Raw genomic sequence first — 25,922 nt, forward strand, 5'->3', positions numbered from 1 at the left:
AGACAGAATCTATCCCTTCCCTTGAAGATGTCAATCTCATAATGCGCTAAGTCTATCGATTACGACGAATCATGCGATCGTAGTTGCTTTGATATGAGCAATTGCAAATTGTGGCACGGCTTAATTCAGTCAATTACTTGATTTTAAGGAGATTAAGGATGTCTAGTAGTGAGTCCGGACAAACGGTTGAGATGATTGCAACTGGGCATATACCTAATTTGGAAGCGCAGTTGATCACTCAAGCAGTTCAAGATCCAGCATTTCGGCAAAAGCTAATCGCTGATCCTAGAGCCGTGTTGTCCGAGCAAGGACTGGAAATTCCGGATGGCATACAAATTAATGTGTTGCAGGAAAGTCCTAGTCAATACTATCTCGTACTGCCTGCGCTGCACGGTTCTCCAACTGAAGGTGCCGCTGAGCTATCGGATGAGGAACTAGAAGCGGTCGCAGGTGGAAATCTAGATTCACAAAATTCAAACTGGACGGGCTGTGCCTCTGGACGGTCTGGTTGCGTTGCCACGAATGGTTGCAGTATTGCAGCGGTAATTGGGTCAGGCATTGCGGCTACTGCAATTGTCGCAGGTGGGGTTGCTGCGGCATCAGTAACAGCAGGTGCACTTACTGCGGCATCTCCCCTTGTTGCAGTTGCGGCAACAGGTACGGCTGCCGCTTGTGGTATTGGACAAGCGGCGGCGAGCAAGTACGGTTGATCGCTGTCAACTGGCGGATAGGAAGGGGAGATCAATAGACCTCTTGCAAAAGTGCCTTTTGCACTCTTGTCGGGAAAGGGAGAAAGGTTAAAGGGGAATGGCACTAAGAAAAGGCGAAAGGCTTGTGTCATCTCATTCCCAGTCTGAAGACTGGGAATGTATTCCAAGAGGCTCTGCCTCTGGTCAGCCCACTGGAGGCGGAGCCTCCGAGAATGGGTTCCCAGCCTCCAGGCTGGGAACCAGTTAGGGCAAAGCTTATAGCTTTTCTTAGTGCCATTCGGTTAAAGGGGAATGTTAATTCTATCCCTTTTCCCTTTAACCCTTACCCTTTACCCGACTTATGCAAGAAGTCTAATATCTCCTCCATCCCTCCCAACTCAAAGCGAGATCGCCCTCAAAATTTCTACTCTGATCGCTCTACAAATACCTGAGTTCGATATAAGAAATTAGCTTGAAAAGCTTGTACGATGAGCTTTTAGACCAAATGAGCTAGGCGCTTTTTCTTTGATTTATTGAGAATATAGTGTTTATTCTCATTGTGGGGGATTTGTTGAGAACAAAGTCCGAATACGTTTTTCAGTAAAAAGCTTTATTTATTAATGTTTTCGGGCATTTTTTACGTCGAACTCAGTGACAAATAATCGGAGTCACAATGTCTACAACCGAACCAACACCCACCCCAGAGATGAACTCCACTGGACGGATGCCAAATCTGGAAGCGCAGTTGATTACTCAAGCGATTCAAGATCCCGCATTTTGGCAACGCTTACTGAATAATCCCAAAGCTGTATTGGCAGAGCAGGGATTGAACGTTCCTGATGATGTGCAAATTAACGTCTTGCAGGAAAGTGCTACGCAATACTACCTGGTACTGCCTGCGCTGGAGCTTCCCACGGCATCGGGCGAAGTTGCCGAGTTGTCGGATGCAGAACTGGAAGCGGTCGCAGGGGGAGCTAACCTGGATTCGCAAAATGCAAACTGGACAGGGTGTGCATCAGGTCAATCGGGGTGTGTGGCGACTAATGGCTGTAACGCTGCCGCTCAAGTGGGTTTCGGTGTGGCATCTTTTGTCGGAGCGACAGCAACAGGTCTTGCGCTAGCAAGTGCTACTGCTGCCTTAGGGACTCCCGCAGCTATGGCGGCGGGAGGGGCAGTTGCAATTGCTTGTGCTGGAGCCGCTACTGCTACCAAGCTAGCGTGAATTTAAAGGGACGTTTGAGGAGTCCAGTTCATTGCACTCGCTTCAGGAGCGAGAATAACATCATCAACAGGTCAGCAAAATGTCTACAACCGAACCTACCCCCACTTCAGAAATGACCGCTACAGGTCGGATGCCGAATCTAGAAGCGCAATTGATTACCCAGGCGATTCAAGATCCCGCATTTCGGCAACGCCTACTGAATAATCCCAAAGCTGTATTGGCAGAGCAGGGATTGAATGTTCCAGATAACGTGCAAATCAACGTGATGCAGGAAAGCCCTACCCACTACTACCTGGTTCTTCCCGCGTTGGAAACTCCTGATGCAGCGACCACCGAATTATCGGAGGCTGAACTGGAAGCGGTGGCAGGCGGAGGAGGCACCCTTGATTCCCAGAATTCAAACTGGACGGGTTGTGCGTCGGGTCGATCGGGTTGTGTTGCCACCAATGGCTGCTCGGTAGCTGCTACGGCTACAGTGATGGTTGCCTCTGCGGTCGGAGCGGTTGGAGCGGGGATAGTCACCGGTGGCGTGGCAGCAGGTCTGACAGCCGGACTCTGTATTGTCGGGTCATCCGCTACCGGAGTCGGAACCCAAGCCAGATAAATCGAGCCAATATTTTGGGTAGAAACTAAGGTTCCTGACTGAATGGCACTAAGAAAAGCTCGAAAGCATGTGTAGCCTCGTTCCCAGCCTGGAGGCTGGAAATGTATTCCGAGGGGCTGCTGCCTCTGGTCAAGAAAGAGGAGGCGGAGCCAGGTATGCCAGGTCATCTAGCCTCAAAATTTCCACACAGTTCACTTTCAACCCCCATCCTCAAGAGGTCAAGTAGAGAACCCGCCATGCCTCAAGAAAACGTCGCTCGATTTTTTGCCGCTGTGCTGGAAGGCAAAGTGCCGATAGAGCCAGAGCAGGAGTCCTGTACCTCTAACCCAGAGCGGTTTGTACATCTATCCGAAAAATTTGGCTATCCCTTCAGCCTGACCGAATTGCAAGCCGAGATTGCTCGCCATATTCAAAAACCCCACATCTTGCAATTATTCGAGGCGGCGTTACACGATGAGGCTTTGAAACGAATGCTGAAACAGGCGAGCCAGCCTGCTCAACTGCAAGCCGCACTATTACCGCTGGGCTACTCACTCACCCCAGATGAACTCAATGCCGTAATCTACACCTGCTGTCACTGTGTTAGGGGATTGTTCTGTGAATGTCGAGCGGGCGGCATTGGCAAGCAGGTATTTGAGCGATCGCGCATCACTTCAACCGACTTATTATTGCCAGCGTTAGCGGAGGACTATGCGATCGCCCCCGACCAAATCCGCAGCTTTCATCAAGATGGGCATCTCCGGCTCCGCAATGTCCTTACGCCTGAAGAAATCGCTGTCTATCGACCTGCACTAGCGGCGGCTGTCGATCGCCATGACCTTGAACAAAAAGCGATGGAAAAATCGGTCAGTGGTCAAAGTCAGGGTTGGAAGTTTGTCGAAAATCTATGGAGACTTGACCCAGCGGCTCGAAAGTTTACCTTAGCAAAGCGATTTGGCAAAATTGCTGCCGATTTACTTAGAGTCGATGCGGTACGACTTTTTCGGGATCAGTCCTACTTCAAGAAACCCGGCGGCGGCAATACCCCTTGGCATCAGGATAGCTACTTCATGCCCCTCGATACCCATCAAGTTATCACGATGTGGGTTGCGCTCTCTGATGTCACTACCGAAATGTCGCCCATGATTTTTGTCTCTGCTGCTCACCGACGGGGGTATCAGGGGGCATCAATGCCGAACGATGAATCGATGGATGAGTTTGAACGGAATCTCGATGCTAAAGGCTGGCAACGCATGAGCTACGGAGCAATGGTTGCAGGAGATGCGAGTTTCCATACAGGCTGGACTCTTCATAGTTCACGTGAAAACACGAGCCAGCAAACTCGTGAAGCTATGGTGATTGTTTACTATGCAGATGGTGCGCGAGTTGCAATACCGCCGATGCCTCGCAACCCCACCCCCCCAGAAAACTTTGCAGCAATCATTCGTCAACACAATCTGTCCACCTGCTTACCGGGCTTGAAATCAGGTGATTTAGCAGAAACGTTGATGAACCCGATCGTCTATCAACGGCAGCCTTCTGAATCACTGTCTGGATATTAAGCACATGTGGCTATTTTCTTTAGAAAACTCACTTCAAGCGATCGCGCCCCACCTCTCGCCCCTGATCGCGCCAGATGCCTTGGAGCGACTTCAAGCGATCGGTCGTTGCTTCCCCGATGCACTGACCTACAGCTACGGCTTTGAAGCGCGTCTGCATCCAGCAGAGCCAACGGTCGATTTTGCCATTCATATCACTCCCACAGAGCGAGATATTTTAGCAGGCTTACATCCGACCATTAAACTACCCGATGTCTTTCAACAACATCCAGTATGGCAGCGGATTCGCCAGTTCTGTCTGGAGTGGGCAGATCCGTCTTCTGAATTGCACTATCAGGTCAACGATCTATGGCTGGAATTTGACGCACATCAGAGCCAAAATTCACCAGATGTTCCCGTTCCTGGGCTGTTTGTCAGTCCCGTCCCGCCTCAGGGAGGAATAGTTCCCGACTATACCTGGATTTGGAGAAAAGCACTACCCTTACTGTGTGATAATGATATGGCAGAGGGGGTAGAACTCAATGTCATCCAATGTATTCATAACCTTCCTACACAGGTCGGAATTTTTCAGTTTGGATTCATGTTTGGCAGAAAGATAGAAGCAGTTCGATTCTGTCTGTCAGGTTCACCGATTCAAATGATCCCCCATCTCAATCAGTTAGGATGGCAGGGATCGCTCCAGGAAATTGAGCGGCTCTTTGCCTTGCTCTATTCCTACTGCGATGGCGCAATTTTAGACATTGATGTTGGCTCCCTGATCTATCCCCGCATTGGTGTTGAAGGAATTTATATCAGCCGCTACCTGTCTTGTGTGAATGGACAATGGGCATCTCTTCTCAATCACCTCGTTGAGCAAAATTTGTGTGAACCTTTTATGCGGGATGCTTTGCTCAAGTATGCCGGCTACACGGTGAATAAGCCCCTGCATCAACGCATCTACATCAGAGGATTGAGTCACGTTAAATTGCTTTACCAACCCGGAAAGCCCTTAAGCAGCAAGGTTTACTTTGGCGTGATGCACAAACCCATTAGTGCGAGTCCTACACTTTCAGCAGGGTTACAAACCAGAGCAGGAACTAGCTTGGCGAATTCTGCTGCCGTTGCTTCTCCCCGCGCGACTGTCACTCAGAGTCTTCAGGCTGCAATCACCTTCCTTTTAACCTCCCGCGATTCTCAAGGCTGGTGGACAGACTTTCATCTTGGAGCAGGTTTAAGCGATGAATGGGTGACTGGTTATGTTGGGACAACCTTAGCGAGTGATTCCGCGATCGCAGTCGATCCCCAAGCCTTGGACGCAGCTCAAACTGCCTGGACGCTGCTTCAAGCTCGCCGTCACCGCATCACTGGACTTTGGGGCTTTAACCGATTTCCACCGGGGGATGCGGATAGCACAGGTTGGGTTCTCCAACTTGCCCATGCTCTCGGTGAGCCACAGTCAGAGCGAGTTCAGCAAGCTCTTCAATCCCTGAGAGAACACTGGCGCTCCAATGGCGGGGTTTCTACTTACGGATCGGCGGAAGCGATTCGATCGTTTATCTACGCGGCTCCAGAACAGAGTATGGAGGGTTGGTGTGGTTCTCATATCTGTGTGAGTGCGGCTCTAGCGGCTCTTCCAGAAGTACGCGACCAACTGCTCGATTATTTGCACTCGACTCAGAACAGTGAGGGTAGCTGGTCTGCTTATTGGTGGCACGATCTCGAATATTCTACTGCTTTAGCTGCTGAAGCTTTAGCTGTAAGTGATGATTCCTCTGAAGCGATTGCGAACGCCGTTCAATGGGCTTTGCAGCGCCTTAGTCCAACGGGTTTCATTGCGACTAACGATCATCCATTGGGATCGCCTTTTGCGACTGCTTGGGGTTTACGATTGTTATTGTTAGGCAAACCAGAGCAAACGGAAGCAGCGATCGCTGCTGTCATTCGATGGTTGCTTACTCAGCAACAGCTAGATGGCTCATGGGAATCTTCCGCCCGCCTGCGGGTTCCGTTCCCTGATGATTTAGATCCAAACCAGTTCGATCGATGGGTCTATCATGACAAGATTGAAGGAAGCCTGAATTTTGATCAACATCATGTCTTTACAACGGCGACGGTGCTACAAGCCCTCTTTAAGGCGAAATCTCATCTACCATTCAACGCCGATGCAGAAAGCGATCGTCCATTAACTGCTGTCGATTAAACCAAGTCATTCAAATTCGTCTTTCAGGAACATCCCTTCAAATGATAGCGATTTCAAAGATTGAACCTGCTTCCTCGCGATTACACGCCGCTGCGTTGCGTCGCATTGTTGCCCGTTCCAGTACGCTGTATGAACGACTTGAGGTGGCTCATGTTTTACCCACCTCTGAGCCGCTTGCTGAAGCTTTGCAACAATCCCGCATAGATGCTTGGTGTGATGCGATCGCGAAGGGAGATTTCGATCGATTTCAGCGCTGTTTGAGTTGGGATGGAATTACCTTAGACCAGGCAAAACAAGCAATTCAGACCGTCACCCTCAGAGAAGATGCGCCTTTACCTGATTGGGCAGAAATGCTGCATCAGGTGTTTCTGCTCATGACTGCACAAGCTTCTGAGCAATCTCCCACCTATCGCTTTTTCGATCCTCAAGCTCCACTGCCGTTTCAAGAACTCTTTGCTCCGTTTGTATTGATTGCTCAACAAGAACTGAGTAGACGTACAGGAGCGGCTGCTCGCAGACTTACAGAACCAGTTCACGCGCTGTTAGAGCGATCGTTGCTAGGTCAGTTAATTGATTTATCGGCACAATCCATCAGTCTTACGTTTACCAGCTGGCGCACTGGTCAACAATCTTCCTTTGGACGCTTCCTAAGCCAAATGGGAAGCATATCGGGTCGCAATCTCTATCTTCGCTTTGTCCAGGAAATGTTGCAAGGACAGTTTGTTTCATTCTTAGAGGAGTATGCGACGCTTGCCCGTCTACTAATAACTCTGACAAATCTGTGGATTGAAGCGCAGCAAGAATTTTTGCAGCGTTTGGATGCAGACTGGTTAATGATTGGAGAGCGCTTTGGTAAAGATATTTCTAATGCACAGGTTGTGGCAATTCAAGTAGAACTCTCCGATCGACATCGCGGAGGACGATCAGTGATTGCTTTTCGGATTGGAGATGATTTGCCTTTAGTCTACAAGCCTAAGTCTCTGGGAATCGATCGAGCCTACAACGATCTGCTGCTCTGGCTTAACGAACAAGGTTGTCTGCTGCCATTCAAAGCAGTAGAGGTCATCGATCGCGGTGACTATGGCTGGGTAGAATATGTGTTGTCCTGGCACTGTGCCGATGTTCATCAGGTTAAGCGTCATTACCAGCGGGCAGGAATGTTGTTATGTTTAACCTATGTGCTGGAAGCAACGGACTGTCACCACGAAAATTTGCTTGCCTGTGGAGAATATCCAGTTCTGATCGATCTAGAAACACTGTTGCAACCCCGTCCCGATCTTGAGTCAGCCGAATATCTGCAAACTGCTCATCGCATCGCGATCTATCAACTGTCTAACTCTGTTGCACGCACCGCTCTCTTACCTGTTTGGGAAGGTGAAGATGATGCCGATTCTTCGTTTGACTATAGTGGTCTAGGCAGCCAAGTTCAGCAGAACCGAACCTATAAAGGACTGCAATGGACAGCGGTGAATACAGATCAAATGGCGCTCACGCTACAGGATATTGCGATCGAACCCTCGTTCAGTCATATGCCAATGCTGGATGGCAAACCTGCGAATCTCATCAACTCAATTGAATCAGTAGCAGAAGGCTTCCAGCAGCTTTACTATTTCCTGTTAGAAAAGCGAGAGCTTTTACTAGCAGAAAATAGTCCGCTCAAGGCAATGGCAAACCAAACCATTCGCTTCTTGTTCCGTCGCACCAATATCTACGCTAAGATTCTCAAACAGCTTGCCCATCCCAATTATCTCAAAGATGGAGTCGATCGCAGTATTCGCCTAGAAGTTTTGAAGCGATCGGCAGCGATGGAAGCCAATCAACCTAAATTTTGGTCAATGATCGATGTCGAACGGCAGTCGATGGAGCAACTCGACATTCCAATGTTTACGCTTCAGTCCGATCGAGAGATTCTGACGCTTTCTTCGCAGCAGCAAGTTGAGCAATTCTTTGAAGGGTCTGGGTTTGACTTGATGTGGCAGCGCTTACAAAGCTTGAGTTTGGCAGATATGTCGATGCAGGTACAGTACATCAGAGCTATGCTGGGACTGCGCGGAATTGCACCTCACGAAATGAGCCTGCGCGAGCAAGATGGATCGGCAGAAGATAGCTTTTCTAGCGAAATTCTTGACGATACAGCCCTATTAGCAGAAGCGATCGCGATTACTCAACGCATCCAAGACAGAGCGATTCATGCTCCTGATGGCAGTGTAACTTGGCTCTCTCCTCAGTTCTCTCTCCAACATCAACGGTTCGAGCTTCAACCCACTAACACGAGTTTGTATGATGGTAAAGTTGGAATTGCACTATTCCTAGCGGCTCTAGCAAAAGTCACTGGTGAAACGTCCTACAAAGAGCTTTGTTTGCAAGCATTACAGGATTTTCAGCGATCAAAGGAAGCAGTCTTATTTTCAACGAAAGACCCCAATTTCAATTTGAATTTAGGGCTGTCTGCTGGGTTAGCAAGTTCTATGTATGGAATAACCTGTATCAGTCGGTTGCTGTCTGATTGCAACCTTCTAGAGATGGCATTGGACATGGTGTCTCTAGTAGAACCGGATGTGATTGCTCAGGACACGTATCTAGATATTTTGGGTGGAACAACGGGAATTCTCTTGAGTTTAATCACGCTATACGAAATGACTCAAGACTCGGCTGCACTGGAAGCTGCGATCGCTTGTGGTCAATCTTTATTAGCGCGGAGTGTCCCCACTGAAGGCGGTAGAGCTTGGAGAACATTAAGCGGTCGTCTGTTGACTGGGTTTTCTCACGGCGCAGCAGGAATTGCCTATGCCTTGTTGAAACTTGCACACATCACAGGCGATCGAGCCTATCAGCTTGCCGCAGAAGCGGGAATTGCCTACGAGCAAAGCTGCTTCTTACCCACTGTGAGCAACTGGTGCGATCTACGAGACTTCTCCCAATTCTTGCTGGCAACGGGCAGCACGGAAGCACCGCCTCTGATGTCAAGCTGGTGTCATGGAGCAACTGGAATCGGTCTTGGTCGATTGGGTGGACTGACCTTGCTCGATAATGCTGCAATTCGCCAGGATATCCAGTCTGCTCTCCAGACGACCTACGCCACACTGGAGCAAAAACGCGAAATGGTCGATCAACTTTGTTGTGGCAGCATGGGACGAGTTGATTTCCTGATTACTGCAAGCGATCGTCTAGGTCAACCAGAACTGCTAGCAAATGCCAGAGCGCAAGCATCTCAAGTCATCCATCTCGCGAGAAGCAAGGGAGGATACACCGCAGAACCCGGACTGCACCAAAGCATTTATGTTCCTGGGTTCTTCCGGGGTGAGGCAGGCATTGGTTATACGCTATTGCGTTTGATTGCACCTCAACAACTCCCATCGATTCTTCTCCTCGAATAATAGCAGATTCACCTCTCACATTAAATCCCTCTCCTGCTTTGGAAGAGAGATTTAATGTGTCAATTAATTATCATTATTGTTAATGGAATAGTTTATTTTCTGGAAGTCCCTAAGAGGATAACTTTATTGCTGATGGGGCGACAAATTACCCTGAAAAGCTTGTGAGTAAACCACATTCCGCACTTCAATATCTGAGTAAATTATCGACACTTTGAAAGTGTATTCTTAAATCCGTCCCAAATCTGTTGTTCCTGAACAGGAAAGTTCTTCTGTTTCACATTCAAATTAAGCGTTTGAGTGGATTGATCGTAGTTGAATTCCAAGAGTGCAACTTGTCCGACAACATCACTCTTGACGACAATTTCACCACTGGTATCGCCTCGATATTCTAGGGAACCGCCATTACTGGCATTATTTTTCTTTAAACAACTAAAAGCTTTTGGACTGACGCAGGGAAAAGGTGGAGTTGAGCGAGATAAATCTTTAGCAGAACAAGTGGATTGAGCAATCAGCGGCGTTGTATGGGAGTTGGATGTGGGATTAGCCTCACCAATCGGGGCATAAAAAATCGCACAAATCATGGACAAAGGAAGAGCAATCCATCGCTGATTCATAGCTAAAAAATGCATAGAAATCTCCTTATTTGACTGAAACTAGTTTGCGTCCACGCCATGTCCACCCCCAGCCTGTTTCGACTTTGATAATAGACGCGATCGCTAATACTGCTATTAACAATCCGCCCAGACTTTGCAACCACCAGTATTTGGTTGAAGTTCCCAGAGCGCGCGATCCTTGTCGCCTGACCTGATATTGCAACAGAATTGCTAACCCGGTTAAGCCCATCTCTGCAAAGTGAAAGAGGTTTGGGTGCTTAAGGACTTGAGCGATCGCTATGACAAAACCAATCCAAGGAATAGTATAAATCAGTAACATCACCCAGATCAAAAGCAGCATCAACATAACACTGCGTTGTGCGCCAACATATAGAATCTTTGTCCAGCCTTCCCACAGAGCAGACCAGTTACGATACATTCGCAATGAGGCCAGATTTGCTCCTAGATAGTGCTGGAGCTTAAAACCACTCTGTTTGAGCCTACGGGCAAAAGCAACATCTTCTGCTGGGTAACCAGCAACGGCTCTGTGCATTCCCACAGCATTGTAGGTAGAGGCTCGAAATAAGAGAAATGGCCCGAGAGCATAGGTCGTTTTTGTCTTTGGATTTTTGACCACTTTCGAGTTCAAGCTGATCGTCAAATTGATAAACATCAGCGGTTGCACTAACCACTCAACCAATGAGTCACAGACAATCGTGGGAATAGATGTGAGAAAATCAAGCTGTTGAGCGATCGCGGTTGCAACAACAGCCGAAATAGCATCGGGTTTTAAGCGAACATCAGCATCAATAAATAACAAAAAGTCTCCATTAGCGCGTTCTGCGCCTTGCTGACACGCCCAGTTCTTACCTGTCCAGAATTGGTCAGTTGGTCTGGGTTTCCCGGTGAGAATGTTCAATCTGGGATCAGCTAATTGTATATTTAGAGCTTGGAGAATTTCTGGGGTGCGATCGCTGGATTGATCGTCTACAATCCACACGTCCAATTGCTTTGCGGATAAGCGAGTGCTAGACACAACTGATTGCACACAATCTGCAATATTTTCTTCCTCATTAAAAGCTGGGATAATCACTGAAATTTTAGGCAATTCCACCTCAGAGAAAGTTCCTTCTGAGTGGGTTGTGATTTTAGGTAGCTGTTTTATTGCCTGATGCAGAGAAATTAGATAAGCAGTCAATGTCAAGATAGAAACTGATAAAACGGTGAGTAAAATCAAATCAACATCATTGAGAAACATTAGATGCGGTGGGTAAAGTGATAGTTGAAAAAGAGGCAAGGGAGTAAAGGGTTTCATTGGCTATGAGTAAGTAGGTCGGCGTAAATAATTATCGTTAGGATAAGGCAGGGAGCAGGGAGAGAAAGAGTTTGAGCCTTGTTTATTTTTCTTCACATAGTTTAGTTTTTTCACACCCACTTACTTAATAAGTAATGGGTATTTACTTATTACTTATTTAAAGAATGCGAAAAATAACTTTTCCCACTGCAAATTTTACTCAGAAAGGATTGTGCATGAATTTTTAACCCCTGAAAATGTACAAAATCAACACCTTAGCTTCTGTCCCCTGTCCTGTGCCTCTTCCAGTCAGTTATTTCTGCTTAATCACCAGCAATGTAATGTCATCAAATATTTTCTGCTCACCAATGTGATGACGCACATCTTCAATTACTGTATATCTAATTTCCTGAGCAGATTTCTGCCAATGCTGACTCACGACTTGGCATAATCGCTCTAATCCATAGAGTTCATCGAGCAGGTTGGCTGCTTCTGTAATCCCATCAGTATAAAGAATCATCCCGTCACCCGACTGTAACTCCACATCTAGATAAGAAACAAATTGACTGATGTCTTCGACTAGCCCGATGGGGAATCCTAAATCATTGGTTTTCACTAGTTCGATCGCACCATCGGCTCGCACAATCAGCACTTCCTCATGCTGTCCGCTCAATCTCAATCGACCAGCATGATAATCCATTAATGTCAATGTCAGATTGCGATCGGAGTTCATGCGTTGCACATTTTCATAAATCACGCGATTGAGTGTACTCAAAAATCGGACGGCATCGGTTTCCTGGTTGATTAACAGCGTTCGCACGGCAGTTTGCACCATGAGCATCAAGACACCGCTTTCTAGTCCATGCCCAGTCACGTCCCCGATGCCGATTTTCACCAAGCCCCGATCCTGTAGCACATCATAGTAGTCGCCTCCCACCTCATCGGCAGGTTCCATGAATCCAGCAATCTCTAAACCTGGAATTTGGCTGAGTTCTGACTCTTTCGGCAAAATCATCCGCTGAAGTTGGCGCGTTACATCTAGCTCGGTACTCATTCGCAGATTTTCCGATTGTAGCCGCTGATTGAGCAGGATAATTTCCTGGTTTGCCTGAGCTAAGTCAGCTGTGCGATCTTCGACTTTTTGCTCCAAGGTGCGGTAGAACGAAGCATTCTCTAGGGCGATCGCAGCTTGAGCCGATAATACATTCAGCACTGTTAACCTTGCAGAGGTGAAGGTATCGGTTGCGAGAGCGTTTTCTAAATAGAGAATACCGCTAAGATTGCCCTGGTTCAGAATGGGGGCACAAAGGATCGATCGCGGCTGGGTCTGGAAAATATAAGGATCAACCGTAAACAACCCCTCCTGAACGGCATCCCTCAAGACTAAATTTTCTCGGGTTCGTTGCACATAGTTAACGATCGAAATGGGGAGTTGTGTGTCTGTCAGGGGGCGAGTTTCTACTATAATTTCTATATCTCGATCAATGATGTGTCCTGCCGCTTCAATCCGTAGTTCACTGCTGTGGTTCAGGAGTAAGTAGCCTTTTTGAGCGCCTGCATTTTCGATCGCCAGTTGCAGCAGTTTTTCCAGCAAGCGATCGAGGACAATCTCGCCAGAAATTGCCTGTGCTGCCTGAATAACGGTTTCCAAGTCCAGGTCTTGACCTAGTGAGCGACTGCTGGTTTTGCTAGATATGGAGATGCCAGTCATCAGATCCAGGGTAGAGCGATCGCGCAACTGCTGATATTGGGCATCAATTTGCTCGACTTTAAATGTAGCTCCCCAACGCAGATAGTTATGACGAGCATCTAGCAGATATCCCTGCGCTACCCGCTCTTGACCCAAATTGAAATAGAACTTTGCTGCTAACTCATTGGCGAGGGCTTCTTCATGGGTATATTCCTGAGTTCTGGCGGCTTGAATGGCCCGCTCATAGGAACGCATGGCGTTGAGATTGTTTCCTAGCACCCGCAGCCGCTCTGCTTCCACCAGGTCATAGCGATGTTGGTAATTTTCTGGACAGTATTTTGCCCATTGTTTTGCCTGGCGTTGGTTGCTCTTTACCTGGCGCAAATATCGGCGACGATCTGCTTTGGTAGCGATCGCACACAATGCCAAACACGCTAGGGATTCATAGAAGTAGCGATTGGCGTATCCCGGTGTCACCGGGGCAGATTCTTCCCAGGGTTTCGCTAGTCTAGCAGCCTGTAGCGACCCGGCATAGTCCCCAGCGTAGTAAAGCCACATCGCTTTCGCAATGTAAGTGTAGAATATGGGAATTCCCAGCCGATTGTTGATAAAAACTGGGAGCATCTCATCTTCATTAAACGCTGACCCCACCAATCGAGTCGGCTCTGTGGCATCGCCTTGCAAGTTCAAGACCAGTTGGTGCCAGGGCTGCGTTTGATAGACGATCGCCTCCTGGTTAAATCGTCGGAATTGGGCGGTGTATTCCTGAAAAGCATTGGCTACGGTTGAGAGGGGTTCACCCAAAAAAAGCTGGTGAATGCAGTAAGCTGAAGCCGCGATCGAGGCATACTCTTGATTTCCCAGTTCTAGCCCTTCCTGGTAGGCATTGAGCAAAACTGCCAGGGATGGGCGTAGTGGCTCTTTCCAGTGACGAATGCAGGATTCATAGGCAACGATAGTCATTGTCCGGTAGATGCGATCGTTGAATCGAGCCAGTATTCGTAAGCTGACCTGGCTAAATCGGTAAGCCCCGTCAATATCTCCCAGACCTACCCGTAGCATCACCCCGTAGGCAACACCTTGCACCGAAGACGAGCTAGAACTGCCATAACGAACGACCAAATTCACCACTCGCAGCGCCAGAACTGCCACTAACAGAGGTGCAACATTCACCGAAGCCATCGCTGCCGATCCTAATAGTTGCACGGCTGCTAGTTTGTAAGGATCGGTCATGGGAGGGAGTGATTCTAGTTGCGCTAGCGAAAGCCTGCCCACAATCCAGAAGCGGGTGCGGAGCAATTCTAATCCCACTCGCAGCCGATTAGGATTCCGGGGCAGCGGTTCGCCTAAGCGCGCCATCGCACTCACAATGGTGTCCAAGGCTGCCTGTAAATTATTTTGAGCCGTGTAGGCTCCCACTCTGACCTGATAGGCTTTGACGCAATCAAGAATGGTTTTGGCATCGTGCAAAATCCGTTCTACCAGACGCTCTGTCTCTGCAAAATCTCCGTTTAAATAAGCCGATTCTGCGGCTTCTTCATGGAGTGCAAGAGTCAATGCATACTGCCGTTGCCAGCTTTGCTCTCCTAGTAAATCAATGCCAGTCAGCAAGTAGCGGATGGCAGTTTCGTAGGCGGCGGAGTCTTTGGCTTTCTTACCAGCGATCAGATTCAGTGTCGCCAATTCATTCCGTTGTGCCGAGTCGGTAATCAGGTTGATGCCAATATTGAGTTGATTGACGATATCAAAAATTCGCTCTTCTCGCTTTTCTGGGGGGGTGTGGTCGAGTAGCAGTTGTCCGATCTGACGGTGAATGGTCTGCTTTTCGGCATCTGGAATTAGGGAATAAGCAACCTGTTGGACGCGATCGTGGAGGAACTTGAACACCACAACTAAATCTGCGGAAGTTTGCTCCTCTATACTGGTAAACTTGTAATTCTCTCCCAGTGGTAGGATCAATCCTTCTTGCACCCCTTGCCAAAGGTCGCGTGCTAATGTAGCTGGAGAAGATTCAGAGATGATTGACAGGGTTTGAGAATCAAACTGATTCCCAATACACGCAGCTAGTTTCAGTGCTCGTTGGGTTTGGGGAGGCATTTTTTGCATCTTGCCCGTCATCAACTCTACAACGTTGTCGGGTACTGGAGCCGCTCGCAGTTGCACTAAATCCCATTGCCAGCGCCCCAATTGCTCATCGAAGTTGAGCAATCCATCTTCGTACAGGGACTTGAGAAACCTATTGGTAAAGAATGGATTGCCATCGGTGACTTGCAGGAGCAATTCTGCTAGGGGAGTTGCCTGTTCGGCAGTACAGTTAAATGTGTCAAGGATGAGTTGGGTAATGTTTGTCAGTGTCAGGGGCGAAAGTTCAATCTGGCTGACGATGACCTTGGCTTGGCGAATTTCCTCGATCGCCACCATCAAGGGATGAACTGGACTCACTTCATTGCTGCGATATGCCCCCACCAGAAACAAGAACTGACTATCAGCAGATGTCATCAACCGATTAATCAACTTGAGAGATGCAGAATCTACCCACTGTAAGTCATCCAGAAAAATTACTAGGGGATGTTCTGACTGAGTAAATACCTTAATGAAATTTTGGAATACTAAGTTGAAACGGTTTTGCGCCTCTCTCGATCCGAGTTCCGGCGGTGCAATCTGTTTGCCAATAATCAGTTCCACCTCTGGAATCACATCAATCACCACCTGACCATTGTTTCCCAAGGTGTTGAGTAGTTGCGATCGCCAGCGATCAATTTGTGCTGGGCTTTCTGTCAGCAGTTGGCGCAGTAGTTCTTGAAATGCCTGAATTAAACCAGAGTAGGGAATGTTGCGCTGAAACTGATCGTATTTCCCCGAAATGAAATATCCTTTTTTGCGTGTAATCGGTTTATGAATTTCATTCACTAGAGCCGACTTGCCAATGCCAGAATATCCAGCAACTAACATGAGTTCGCTTTTGTGATTCCCGCCAGTGACAACGCGATCGAATCCTGTTAGCAGTGTTTCCACTTCTAGCTCGCGGCCATAGAGCTTTTGGGGAATCTGAAACTTCCCTGATGCATCTTCTTGCCCCAATGTAAAGGATGCAATTTGATTTCCCTGCCGAATTTGCTGCCAACACTGTTGCAAATCGGCTCTAATCCCATAGGCGCTTTGATAGCGATCCTCGGCATTCTTGGCCAGCAGTTTTAAAACAATTTGAGACACCATCACGGGAATCTCAGGGTGAATTAGATGGGGCGGCTCCGGTTGTTTTGCCAGATGACAGTGGATCAATTCCATTGCGTCGGTGACGGCGAACACCGGAGTTCCCGTCAGCAATTCATAGAAGGTTGCCCCTAAGGAGTAAAAATCGGTGCGATAGTCTAGGGTACGGTTCATCCGACCTGTTTGCTCTGGGGATAAGTAGAGCAATGTTCCTTCTAAAACACTGGGGCTGCTCATAGAGGGATTTTCCCGCGATAGCACTGTCGCATTGCCAAAATCAATCAGCTTTACTTGTTTGGAAATTGGATGCAACAGAATATTGGCGGGGGTAATATCTTTGTGAATCACATTGGCAGCATGAACCTGACCGATAATTTCCGTTAAGGCGATCGCTAGTTCTAAAAATTCCTCCAGATCAAGGCGGCGCTGTTGTAAGACTTGATACAACGATTCGCCGCCAAAATCTTCTAATACCAGAGCCAACCCATGCCGATATTTGATCAAATCATAAGCAGCCGCCACGCCTGCGCCATGCAGCCGATTGATGATGTCATACTCCAGGCGATACCTGCTCAATTCTTCCAGGCTGGGATATTCTGCCTGCATCACCTTCAAAATCACAGATTGCGGTTGATGATTGCTGCGCCCCCGATAAACTAGCGAACGACTCCCCTCATAGAGGGTTGAAAGCACTTCATAACCTGCGATCGTGACCATAGAGCATAGCTACATTAAAACAAGAATTGCAGTCGGAGAACATTACCAAAGACAGTAGGATTGTCGCTAAAGTTATTGGCGTTAAAGGTGGCGAAAAAAGTCGGTACAATTGTCAGATTACTACTAATTGGGTAAGCATAGGTCGCTTCCAGATCAAATTCCGTGCCACCGTTGCCATTGCCTGCCACAAAGAATTGACGACCTGACAAAATATTAAACGGCACGACCAGCGATAGGGTTCCTAGCGCTCCTTTCCGTCCCAAGTCTGGTAGAGCTGCACCTAATTGAAACGCTTGTACATTGGCAGAGCCACTCTGAATTAGGGGGTTGACTGGATTGATACCTGCTTGGGTATAGGAATAGCGCCCAAATAGGGCGAACGTTGGGGCGATTTTCCAGTCGAAATTAAAGACGAAGTTGTCTGAATCAATATCATTTAAGCTGCCCCCAAATCCATCATCTACCACACCTCTGAGGGAGTTAGTCAGGAAAAAAGGGAAGTTGGGCTGAGAGGGTGGTGAGGCGGGAGGAGCCTGACTGTGGCTGCGCGTGTACAGGAAGCGGAGCGTTGTTTGCGGGGAGGGGGAGTAAGCAAGTTCCGCCAGCAACGAATAAGAGCCGTTAAACAGTCCGCGCTCTGGGTTAGCAGCACCATCTCCACCAAAGTACTGTAGTGAGGCATCATTGCGGTTCAGGTATCCTGCTTGAAACGCCAGCTTTGAGCTGATCTGCCAGTTGAGAATTGCTCCTGCACCAGACAAGCCACTGTTTGCCAAGGTACTTTGATAGGAATTGAGACCACTAGCTCCATTGACAACGTTTGTGTAGGGGTTTACATCAAAGTGACGAAATGTCAAGATGCGCGGCCCGACTACAGCATTGACTGAATTGCTGATAGGAAATTGATATTTCAACTCAAATAGGCCGATACTATTGGGTGCGAGGGGATTGACCGGATTAGAATCAGCGTAGGGTACACCAAAGGTACTGGCAAAGCCAGCTGAACTGTAGGTACTGCTGGGCGGACTGCCATTCCCGGCGGCCAAAATTGTCGTGAGAGTATCTCGACCGCTAAATGAAGACGACAAAATCAGATAGGTCGATTGACTGAAGGTTGTTGAGGCAGTGCGGCTAGTTGTGGTGACTATTGGCTCTAATTTACCAGTGGCAGGATTGGGAGATCGCAGCGCTAGTCTAGCAGCGGGAAGTGAGTTAGGGATTGGAACACCTTCTGCTTTCACATCTCCACTGGCAAATGCCTGACTGACATTGAAAGAAGACAGAACATTAAGGCGGGTTGTTGCAGAAAACTGTTGTGCCTTGAGCGTAGCAGTACGAGTCTCTAAGCTGTCTACTCGACCTCGCAGCGTCCCCAGTTCTGTGGCGAACTCTGCTTGCAGTTTTTGCAACGTTGCTAAGTCTTCTTTTGTCACCAGAGCGGTTGTTGCAGTGGCAATCAATTCGTTCACGCGATCGAGGCAGGCATTGATCCCTGCCGCAAATTCATAGCGGGTCAGCGATCGATTGCCACGATAAGTGTTGTTTGGGTATCCTGCAATACAGCCGTAGCGCTCAACCAGGGATTGTAGTGCCTGAAATGCCCAGTCTGTGGGCTTGACATCGGTCAATTGGGAAACTGAAGTCACTTGAGTCAGGGCATCCTCTGAGGGATTCAACGGTTCATCCAATCTGGTGGGTGATGCACCATCTTCGACTCTTGGGGGTGCTGCTAACCCCTTGGAGGTGGATAGGAGGATGACTGCCAACACCGCAGATTTCAGCCATGCTCGACCCATTCTGTTTGTTACAATCTCACTTATCAACAATTTACACTCCTCAAAACTTAAATTTTGGAAATTAGCGGTAATCCCTGATCAAAAGAGGCAGGCGAGAAAGATTCTGTAATTTCCCTGCCATAAGGGTTCAGAGCAACCAAATTTATGATATTTTTGTTTGATTTCTGATGGGTTCAACCCCAACCATTAAAACTTTACAATTTATAGTTCAACAGGTTAAAAATATTCTCAGCAATTGACAATTAAATTTTTGCGACAGTGCCTTCAGGTACAGGCAATATTTTTAGCTGTCTTTGTTCTCGTATCCCTTGCTCCCAATACGGTTCGGTTAAGGTTTTTTGATGAAAATTTTAGATCGCAAAGACGCGATGAATCGCCGTCAAGACAAAAGACTGATTATTGTAGAGACTGTGATTTATCGCGTCTCTTGCTTTCATCAAACCGTATTGCTCTCACTCGCCTCAGCTAGACATGATATGAGAAGCTTAACTCTTCCCTCGATTTCAGATATAACTCTTCCCTCGATTTCAGATATAAACTAACGGGGGAGGGATCGATAAGAACTAGGGGTATTTTTGTGCGCCTGCTGACAACAGTGGCAGCTTTACGCTGCTATTTAACTAAACGCTGCTTAGAAAACAAACAGATAGCGGTTACTGAGGATCTGAAACTAGATGATATTACTGGCTGGTATCAGACGGCAGTCGGTCTGGTGCCAACAATGGGGAATTTGCATCAAGGTCATTTAAGCTTGATCCAACGGGCGCGACAAGAAAATTCTACGGTGATTGTGAGTATTTTCGTTAATCCGCTGCAATTTGCTCCCAATGAGGATTATCAACGCTACCCCCGTACTTTAGAGCAAGACCAACAACTTTGCGAACAAGCTGGGGTAGATGCCATTTTTGCACCGACTCCGGAAGAGATGGCCGTTCCCCAGAAGAGTATACAAGAATCAAAAGTTACACAAGTTATCCCCCCATCTGCTATGATAACAGGCTTGTGTGGTCGTTCTCGCCAGGGTCACTTTCAGGGTGTAGCTACGATTGTTACCAAACTTTTCAATTTGGTGCAGCCTAATCGTGCCTACTTTGGTCAAAAAGATGGTCAGCAACTAGCAATTATTAAACGCTTAGTAGCTGATTTAAATTTGCCAGTAGAAATTGTTGCTTGTCCAATAGTGCGGGAAGCTTCGGGTCTTGCCTTCAGTTCTCGTAATCAATATTTGACTGCAACGGCAAAAGAGCAAGCAGCGATATTATATCGCGGCTTGCAACGGGCTGAAGCTGCGTTTCGGGCAGGCGATCGCAATAGCAACAAGTTAATAGCAGTGGTACAGCAAGAAGTGGCAATGGTCAGCACGGTTTTAGTGGAATATATTGAATTGGTTGAACCGACTACGTTAATGTCTTTAGAAAAAGTTGAGGAGGAAGGAATGTTGGCGATCGCAGCTCGTCTTGGTGCTACACGTTTGATTGACAATACGATATTGCGCGATCGTCAACCCATTATCGCCATTGATGGCCCAGCCGGTGCTGGAAAATCCACAGTGGCGCGGCAAGTGGCAGCAAATCTGAGTTTAGTGTATTTAGATACAGGAGCGATGTACCGTGCTGTGACTTGGTTAGTACTGCAAAAAGGGATTGCTATTGATGATGAGTGTGCGATCGCAGAATTAACTAATCAGTGCAAAATTGAACTTACTCCCACCCAAGACTTACAAGCGTCTGTGCGGGTTTGGATTGATGGTCTTGATGTTACCCAGGCAATTCGCACCATTGAGGTAACTTCTCTTGTATCGGCGATCGCAGCACAAAGCGCTGTCCGTCAAGCACTGGTTAAACAACAGCAAAACTGGGGTAAAAGAGGTGGTTTAGTCGCTGAAGGTCGGGATATCGGTACTCACGTGTTCCCCGATGCCGAAGTGAAAATCTTCTTAACCGCTTCAGTCAGCGAACGCGCCCGTCGTCGCCAGCAAGACTTTAACAAACAAGGTCAACCCGAAGTGAGTTTAGAGCAGCTAGAACACGATATCGCCGAACGTGACTGGAAAGATAGCACTCGCAAAGTTTCTCCTTTGCAAAAAGCAGCAGATGCGATCGAAGTTCAAACCGATGGTTTGGACGTGTCTGAAGTCACAGCACAAATCGTCGATTATTACCAGCAGCGTTTATCTGGGTGGTAATCACCTCTGTTTGCTGTTAGTTGTTTAATTTCAAAGGGTGGTCGGTGAATGATTATTCACTTACCATCCTCAAAACTGCATTTAGAGTACTCCAAGTAAAAAAATGCCCAATTGTCATCGCGATTGCTTCGCTTCACTCGCAATGACTGGGATTGCTCCGCTTCACTTGCAATGACGGGTTTTGGATCATTTATTTTTTGAAACACTCTTAAAAACAAAATAGCTAATTTGACTATTGGCTATCTTGATTGAAAATCAAGCTTTGAGCCTCGTACTAAAAATATTAGATCAATTAAGCATTAAATCATCTAGCTTTAGACTGATTTTTCACATTGCAATAATCGTACTCAAGATGGAAGTATGAAAGCCTGAATTGCTAAATGCTAATTACTTATTCGCCTCTGGAATTTGTGAAATATTAGCCATTTTTATTTATAGTCAGCGATTACTAGCGATTTAACTTATCAAAAAACTACTTTGTTTTCATCTTCACTTTGGTAGTAGAATAACGATGTTAAGTTTTATGTTTGATCATGAAAAGCATAAAACTGTCAAAAACAAAAGCTGCTAATTTCCTAAGCTTCTGCAATAGCTTTCAACTGGAAACCGGTAAAGAGAGGATTTCATAAAATGACATTTACACTACCCGCCCTACCTTACGAATTGAATGCTTTAGAGCCTTTTGGTATATCAGGTGAAACCTTAGAGTATCACTATGGCAAGCATCACAAAGCTTATGTAGACAACCTGAACAAGCTGGTTGAAGGTACAGAACTTGCCAATAAGTCTTTAGAAGAGGTAATCCAAATTTCCTTCAAAGACTCCTCTAAAGCGGGAATCTTCAACAACAGCGCCCAAGTTTGGAACCACACTTTCTTCTGGAATTCCTTAAAGCCAGGCGGTGGCGGCGAACCCACTGGTGAACTTGCAGCCAAGATCGATCAAGACTTCGGTAGCTTTGACAAATTCAAAGAAGAGTTCTCTAATGCTGCTGCAACTCAGTTCGGTAGCGGATGGTCTTGGTTAATTGATGATGGTGGTACGCTGAAAGTGATTAAAACACCAAATGCAGAAAATCCACTAGCTCATGGAAAGAAGGCACTCCTCACCTTGGATGTTTGGGAACATGCCTACTACATTGACTACAGAAATGCCCGTCCAGCGTTCATCAAGAATTTCCTAGACAAAGTGGCTAACTGGGACTTTGCTGCTGAAAACTTTGCTAAAGCTTAATCATCTGTCAATCTTAAATTGGTTGTAACAGTAGCTTTTAATAAATATGTAAAGCGGAGACAACCAGTTAATTTATTAATAATTACCAGCAGTCATGACTAGTGTTGTGGCTGCTTTTAATTATCTGGGTAAATGAGATAGGACGAGCGCAGAACATCTTAAATGGGGCATATCCGTAGCCTTACCAGATGAATTAGTAATTTATAATTTATCTCCAACCTCTTTCCATAAGCATTTGAGGTTCGACATTCTCAACATTAGCGATCGCTTCTAATTGCGAAATCCCAGCGATCGCATCAACAATATTACCTGATTTGGCACGCAACCAAGCGGCATGAGGCGCATAGGAAAGGCTTTGTGCTACTTCATAACCCGCTTGATTAATGACCTCGCGCTGCGACTCCACGTCAACGCCTTCAGCAAAGCGAATAAAAACTAGTCCAGTTGGTACTGCTAAGGAGGCATTTGCTTCTAGTGTATAAATTGGACTTAATATACCCTTTTCGGATTGATTGGGTTCGCCTGAAAAAACTGCGATCGCACCATTATTAAGTTGTAAAATAGCTCCTGCTGGGACGGTGCTGGGTTGATTGTAATGTCTTGCATAGTATCCAGACTTACGAGTGTAGGATACAGCAGTGCGACCGCTACCAACGCGAATTTGTTGGGGATACTCAGAAAAAGAGTCTTTTTGCAATCTCACTTCAGCACTCAGGGGTAAAGAGTAAACCTGTAGAAAATACTCGGCTGGAAAATAAAACATTTTTCTCAAGTTCTAATGATGTTATAGCGTTTTTCAGTGGTATGGAATACATTTTTTTTCATCGTGACGCACAGTTAGCGCCTACAGGTAGTGAAGATTCTTAAAACAACCTGATTTTGAATCTCCTCTTTTCTGGAAAGATGAATCGAAAGCTTGTATGAACTTAGATAGATTAAATTCTGTATCGTAATACACATATAACACATGAAATAAAAAATATCCATAAACTAAACGGCAGATCACTATGTATGCAGCAAGCCTTCAAATTAAGGCATAATACGGTTTCCCTATGCCCCTTGGGAGTGCTGAGTAATGAGTGAAATTCCCCACTTAGGACTGGGAAAGAAGCAAGGGGGCAGGGAGAAAGGGAGAAGAGTTTTCCCCTCTGCCCCCCTCTGCCCCCCCGCACCCCGCCCCTCTGCCTCTTTATCAATGCCCAATCCCCAATCCCCAATTTTCAAAACATTTAGGAGATTAAAAAATGGTTCAGGTTCGCTATGGTGGACAGAACGGCCAACAGTATGAATTTGCTATCAGCAACGAACATGTTGTAGTACGTACTGAAAGCCGCAGCACTATTGTGGGTGCAAGATCCTTTGAAGTCGCACCTGTATCACCCATAGCTCGTAGTATCCTCAATCAATTTGAGTTAACAACACGGTTTCGGCAAGCGGGTGTAGAAATTTTGCAAGCAAAAGTTCCGAATCAGGGTGTTGCTTTGCGCGATCGCGCCCGTGAAATTCTCAACAATGAGTCTGAAGTTCAATTTGCCGGACGTGTCCTAATCGATCCAATATCCCAACAACCTGTAGTTTACACCGAAAACCTTTTTGTCAAATTTGACAGCGAAGAAGAGTCAAGGGTCTGCCAAGAGGTTTTAAGACGTTACAGCTTAACAATTAAACGCCAACTTGAATACGCACGAAATGCTTATTTTGTCAGCGCGCCTGCAAATACTGGTATGGCCGTCTTTGACATTGCCGAGAGACTTCTGAATGAGGAATCAGTGGAACTGTGCCATCCTGAACTAGCGCGTGAATCACGCCAACGTCAGGTTTTCCCACAGCAGTGGCACTTAAAGCAAACAACAATTAATGGTAAGATAATCAATGCCCACGCCAACGTTGAAGCAGCTTGGAAGTTGAGCGATGGCACTGGGACAATTATTGCAATTATCGACGACGGTGTGGATCTCGATCATGAAGAATTCCGCTCCTCTGGCAAAATTGTTGCCCCGCGTGATGTTACACGTAAAACGAACAATCCCAGACCAGGAAACGACAATAACCACGGTACATCCTGTGCCGGCGTAGCTTGTGGAAACGGCAACTTTGGGGCATCTGGTGTCGCACCGGGTGCAAAACTCATGCCGATTCGTTTAGCTTCGGCGCTGGGGTCACAAGATGAAGCAGATGCTTTTATTTGGGCGGCTCAAAATGGTGCTGATGTGATTTCTTGTAGCTGGGGGCCAGCAGATGGTACTTGGTTTGAGCCAGACGATCCTGTACACAAGCAAAAAGTACCTCTGCCTGATTCCACACGACTTGCTATAGATTTTGCAATCAATAAGGGGCGCAACGGCAAGGGTTGTGTAGTTTTATTCGCCGCTGGCAATGGTAATGAAAGCGTGGATAATGATGGTTACGCCAGCTACCAAAAAGTGATTGCGGTGGCAGCTTGTAATGACTACGGTAAGAGAAGCGCTTACAGTGACTTTGGTCAAGCGGTCTGGTGCGCCTTCCCCAGCAACAATGGTGATAGTTCTCAAACCTCTGGAATTTGGACGACCGATCGCTCTGGTGTACTTGGTTATAATTCGGGTAATCAGAATTTAGGTGACGCCGCAGGCAACTACACAAACGAATTTGGTGGAACTTCCAGCGCTTGTCCGGGTGCTGCGGGTGTTGCAGCCTTAATTCTTGCCAGAAACCCAAATCTGCGTTGGGATGAAGTGCGAGATATTTTTAAACGTTCTAGCGATCGCATTGACCCCACTGGAGGTAAATACGATACCAATGGTCACAGCCCTTTCTACGGTTACGGTCGAATCAATGCTCTCAAAGCTGTAGAGTTAGCCAAGCCTGCTCAAACATCGCCCATTAGCATATTTAAAGCAGTCCAAGATATCCCAATTAACGACTTGCAAGTATCAACATTATCGTTGGCGATCGCTAATACCAGCCTTCTGAAATCCATCAAAGTTCTAGTAGATATCGAGCATACTTATATTGGGGATCTTGTAGTTACTCTCCTTCCCCCAGTGCAAATCGGTATATTGCCAATAGTTCTGCACGATCGCCAGGGCGGAGCTACAGATAATATCAAAACAACTTATGATGAGGTAAACACCCCTAAACTTGCTGCCTTCAAAGGTAAAAGTCCTCAAGGAACCTGGACTCTAGAAGTTGCAGATAAAGCTAACGCAGATATAGGAAAGATTCGGAGTTTGACCATTGAAATTGGATTTTAAGCCGATACGTTTGTGTTACAGCTATTTTCAGGTAAATAGACCACGCGGTAGGGGTACAGCAATGCTCATTGGTGTTAATTTAAGCTGGAAATATCTGTATCTGTTGGCTTCCATGCCCGCCCGGAAATAAATAAATGAGTAATGAGTAATAAGTAATAAGTAATGGGTATTACTTATTACTTCAAAAATAAATTTTCGGGCTAATAGCTTAAGTCTACTGAAGTAGACTGGAGATTTTTGACGATATTTAGTCATCTTCAGATGACTTTAGCTATGAGACGGGAGTTTCAATTCCCGGCGGACGAGCGGTTTCGCGTTAAGTTGACACCAATGGCGAGACGCCCACCCCACAAGAGTTA

At 46.8% G+C, this 25,922-nt stretch carries 14 protein-coding genes; 9 read left to right on the forward strand and 5 right to left on the reverse strand.

Annotated elements, in window-relative coordinates; all coding sequences use genetic code 11:
- Nucleotides 1-158 precede the first annotated feature (158 nt).
- The 6 genes from FD723_RS06730 (at nt 159) to FD723_RS06755 (ending at nt 9,609) form a co-directional block, all read left to right on the forward strand.
- Nucleotides 159-710, forward strand: a complete 552-nt coding sequence (locus FD723_RS06730) for an NHLP leader peptide family RiPP precursor (protein WP_256875099.1) — start codon at nt 159-161, stop codon at nt 708-710.
- Between the two features lie 652 nt (nt 711-1,362).
- Nucleotides 1,363-1,911, forward strand: a complete 549-nt coding sequence (locus tag FD723_RS06735; protein WP_256875100.1) for an NHLP leader peptide family RiPP precursor — start codon at nt 1,363-1,365, stop codon at nt 1,909-1,911.
- 79 nt (nt 1,912-1,990) lie between these two features.
- A complete protein-coding gene (locus FD723_RS06740; RefSeq protein WP_256875101.1) occupies nt 1,991-2,515 on the forward strand; it encodes an NHLP leader peptide family RiPP precursor in 525 nt (174 codons plus the stop codon).
- 101 nt (nt 2,516-2,616) lie between these two features.
- Nucleotides 2,617-4,056, forward strand: coding sequence for a phytanoyl-CoA dioxygenase family protein (locus tag FD723_RS06745; protein ID WP_218651803.1), 1,440 nt, complete (start codon nt 2,617-2,619; stop codon nt 4,054-4,056).
- Nucleotides 4,057-4,060: 4 nt separating this feature from the next.
- Nucleotides 4,061-6,232 carry a prenyltransferase/squalene oxidase repeat-containing protein gene (locus FD723_RS06750; protein ID WP_179064626.1) on the forward strand — a complete coding sequence of 724 codons (2,172 nt, stop codon included), beginning with the start codon at nt 4,061-4,063 and terminating at the stop codon, nt 6,230-6,232.
- Between the two features lie 41 nt (nt 6,233-6,273).
- Complete coding sequence (locus FD723_RS06755) at nt 6,274-9,609, forward strand: type 2 lanthipeptide synthetase LanM family protein (protein ID WP_179064627.1); 3,336 nt, start codon at nt 6,274-6,276, stop codon at nt 9,607-9,609.
- A gap of 200 nt (nt 9,610-9,809) precedes the next feature.
- Here the strand turns inward: FD723_RS06755 and FD723_RS06760 are convergent, their stop codons facing one another.
- The 4 genes from FD723_RS06760 to FD723_RS06775 form a co-directional block, all read right to left on the reverse strand.
- On the reverse strand, nt 9,810-10,238 hold the full coding sequence (locus FD723_RS06760; RefSeq protein WP_179064628.1) for a hypothetical protein: 429 nt from the start codon (nt 10,236-10,238) through the stop codon (nt 9,810-9,812).
- 10 nt (nt 10,239-10,248) lie between these two features.
- Nucleotides 10,249-11,517, reverse strand: coding sequence for a glycosyltransferase family 2 protein (locus FD723_RS06765; protein ID WP_256875102.1), 1,269 nt, complete (start codon nt 11,515-11,517; stop codon nt 10,249-10,251).
- Nucleotides 11,518-11,809: 292 nt separating this feature from the next.
- Entirely contained in the window at nt 11,810-17,116 is a 5,307-nt protein-coding gene (locus FD723_RS06770; RefSeq protein ID WP_179064629.1) for an AAA family ATPase, read from the reverse strand.
- A gap of 14 nt (nt 17,117-17,130) precedes the next feature.
- On the reverse strand, nt 17,131-18,912 hold the full coding sequence (locus FD723_RS06775) for an iron uptake porin (RefSeq protein WP_179064630.1): 1,782 nt from the start codon (nt 18,910-18,912) through the stop codon (nt 17,131-17,133).
- Nucleotides 18,913-19,489: 577 nt separating this feature from the next.
- Between FD723_RS06775 and FD723_RS06780 the strand changes: the two genes are divergently transcribed.
- Nucleotides 19,490-21,097 (forward strand): bifunctional pantoate--beta-alanine ligase/(d)CMP kinase, encoded by a 1,608-nt coding sequence (locus FD723_RS06780; protein ID WP_179064631.1) that lies wholly within the window; start codon nt 19,490-19,492, stop codon nt 21,095-21,097.
- A 630-nt stretch (nt 21,098-21,727) separates the two neighbouring features.
- Nucleotides 21,728-22,330 carry a superoxide dismutase gene (locus FD723_RS06785; protein WP_179064632.1) on the forward strand — a complete coding sequence of 201 codons (603 nt, stop codon included), beginning with the start codon at nt 21,728-21,730 and terminating at the stop codon, nt 22,328-22,330.
- 208 nt (nt 22,331-22,538) lie between these two features.
- Here FD723_RS06785 and FD723_RS06790 read toward each other — a convergent pair whose 3' ends face one another.
- The gene (locus FD723_RS06790; protein WP_179064633.1) at nt 22,539-23,093 is read right to left on the reverse strand and encodes a hypothetical protein; all 555 of its coding nucleotides are present in this window, start codon (nt 23,091-23,093) and stop codon (nt 22,539-22,541) included.
- A gap of 481 nt (nt 23,094-23,574) precedes the next feature.
- On the opposite strand from FD723_RS06790, the gene FD723_RS06795 reads away from it, so the two are divergent.
- Nucleotides 23,575-25,563, forward strand: coding sequence for a S8 family serine peptidase (locus tag FD723_RS06795; RefSeq protein ID WP_179064634.1), 1,989 nt, complete (start codon nt 23,575-23,577; stop codon nt 25,561-25,563).
- Nucleotides 25,564-25,922: the final 359 nt, after the last annotated feature.

Source organism: Nostoc sp. C052 (assembly GCF_013393905.1).
Taxonomy (GTDB): domain Bacteria; phylum Cyanobacteriota; class Cyanobacteriia; order Cyanobacteriales; family Nostocaceae; genus Nostoc.

Bases quoted from the DNA above. Each gene is read 5' to 3' on its own strand.
- FD723_RS06760 (WP_179064628.1), bottom strand. From the start codon at position 10,238: ATGCATTTTTTAGCTATGAATCAGCGATGGATTGCTCTTCCTTTGTCC.
- FD723_RS06790 (WP_179064633.1), bottom strand. From the start codon at position 23,093: ATGTTTTATTTTCCAGCCGAGTATTTTCTACAGGTTTACTCTTTACCC.
- FD723_RS06735 (WP_256875100.1), top strand. From the start codon at position 1,363: ATGTCTACAACCGAACCAACACCCACCCCAGAGATGAACTCCACTGGA.
- FD723_RS06750 (WP_179064626.1), top strand. From the start codon at position 4,061: ATGTGGCTATTTTCTTTAGAAAACTCACTTCAAGCGATCGCGCCCCAC.
- FD723_RS06765 (WP_256875102.1), bottom strand. From the start codon at position 11,517: ATGAAACCCTTTACTCCCTTGCCTCTTTTTCAACTATCACTTTACCCA.
- FD723_RS06755 (WP_179064627.1), top strand. From the start codon at position 6,274: ATGATAGCGATTTCAAAGATTGAACCTGCTTCCTCGCGATTACACGCC.
- FD723_RS06785 (WP_179064632.1), top strand. From the start codon at position 21,728: ATGACATTTACACTACCCGCCCTACCTTACGAATTGAATGCTTTAGAG.
- FD723_RS06775 (WP_179064630.1), bottom strand. From the start codon at position 18,912: ATGGGTCGAGCATGGCTGAAATCTGCGGTGTTGGCAGTCATCCTCCTA.
- FD723_RS06745 (WP_218651803.1), top strand. From the start codon at position 2,617: ATGTATTCCGAGGGGCTGCTGCCTCTGGTCAAGAAAGAGGAGGCGGAG.
- FD723_RS06730 (WP_256875099.1), top strand. From the start codon at position 159: ATGTCTAGTAGTGAGTCCGGACAAACGGTTGAGATGATTGCAACTGGG.
- FD723_RS06770 (WP_179064629.1), bottom strand. From the start codon at position 17,116: ATGGTCACGATCGCAGGTTATGAAGTGCTTTCAACCCTCTATGAGGGG.
- FD723_RS06795 (WP_179064634.1), top strand. From the start codon at position 23,575: ATGGTTCAGGTTCGCTATGGTGGACAGAACGGCCAACAGTATGAATTT.
- FD723_RS06740 (WP_256875101.1), top strand. From the start codon at position 1,991: ATGTCTACAACCGAACCTACCCCCACTTCAGAAATGACCGCTACAGGT.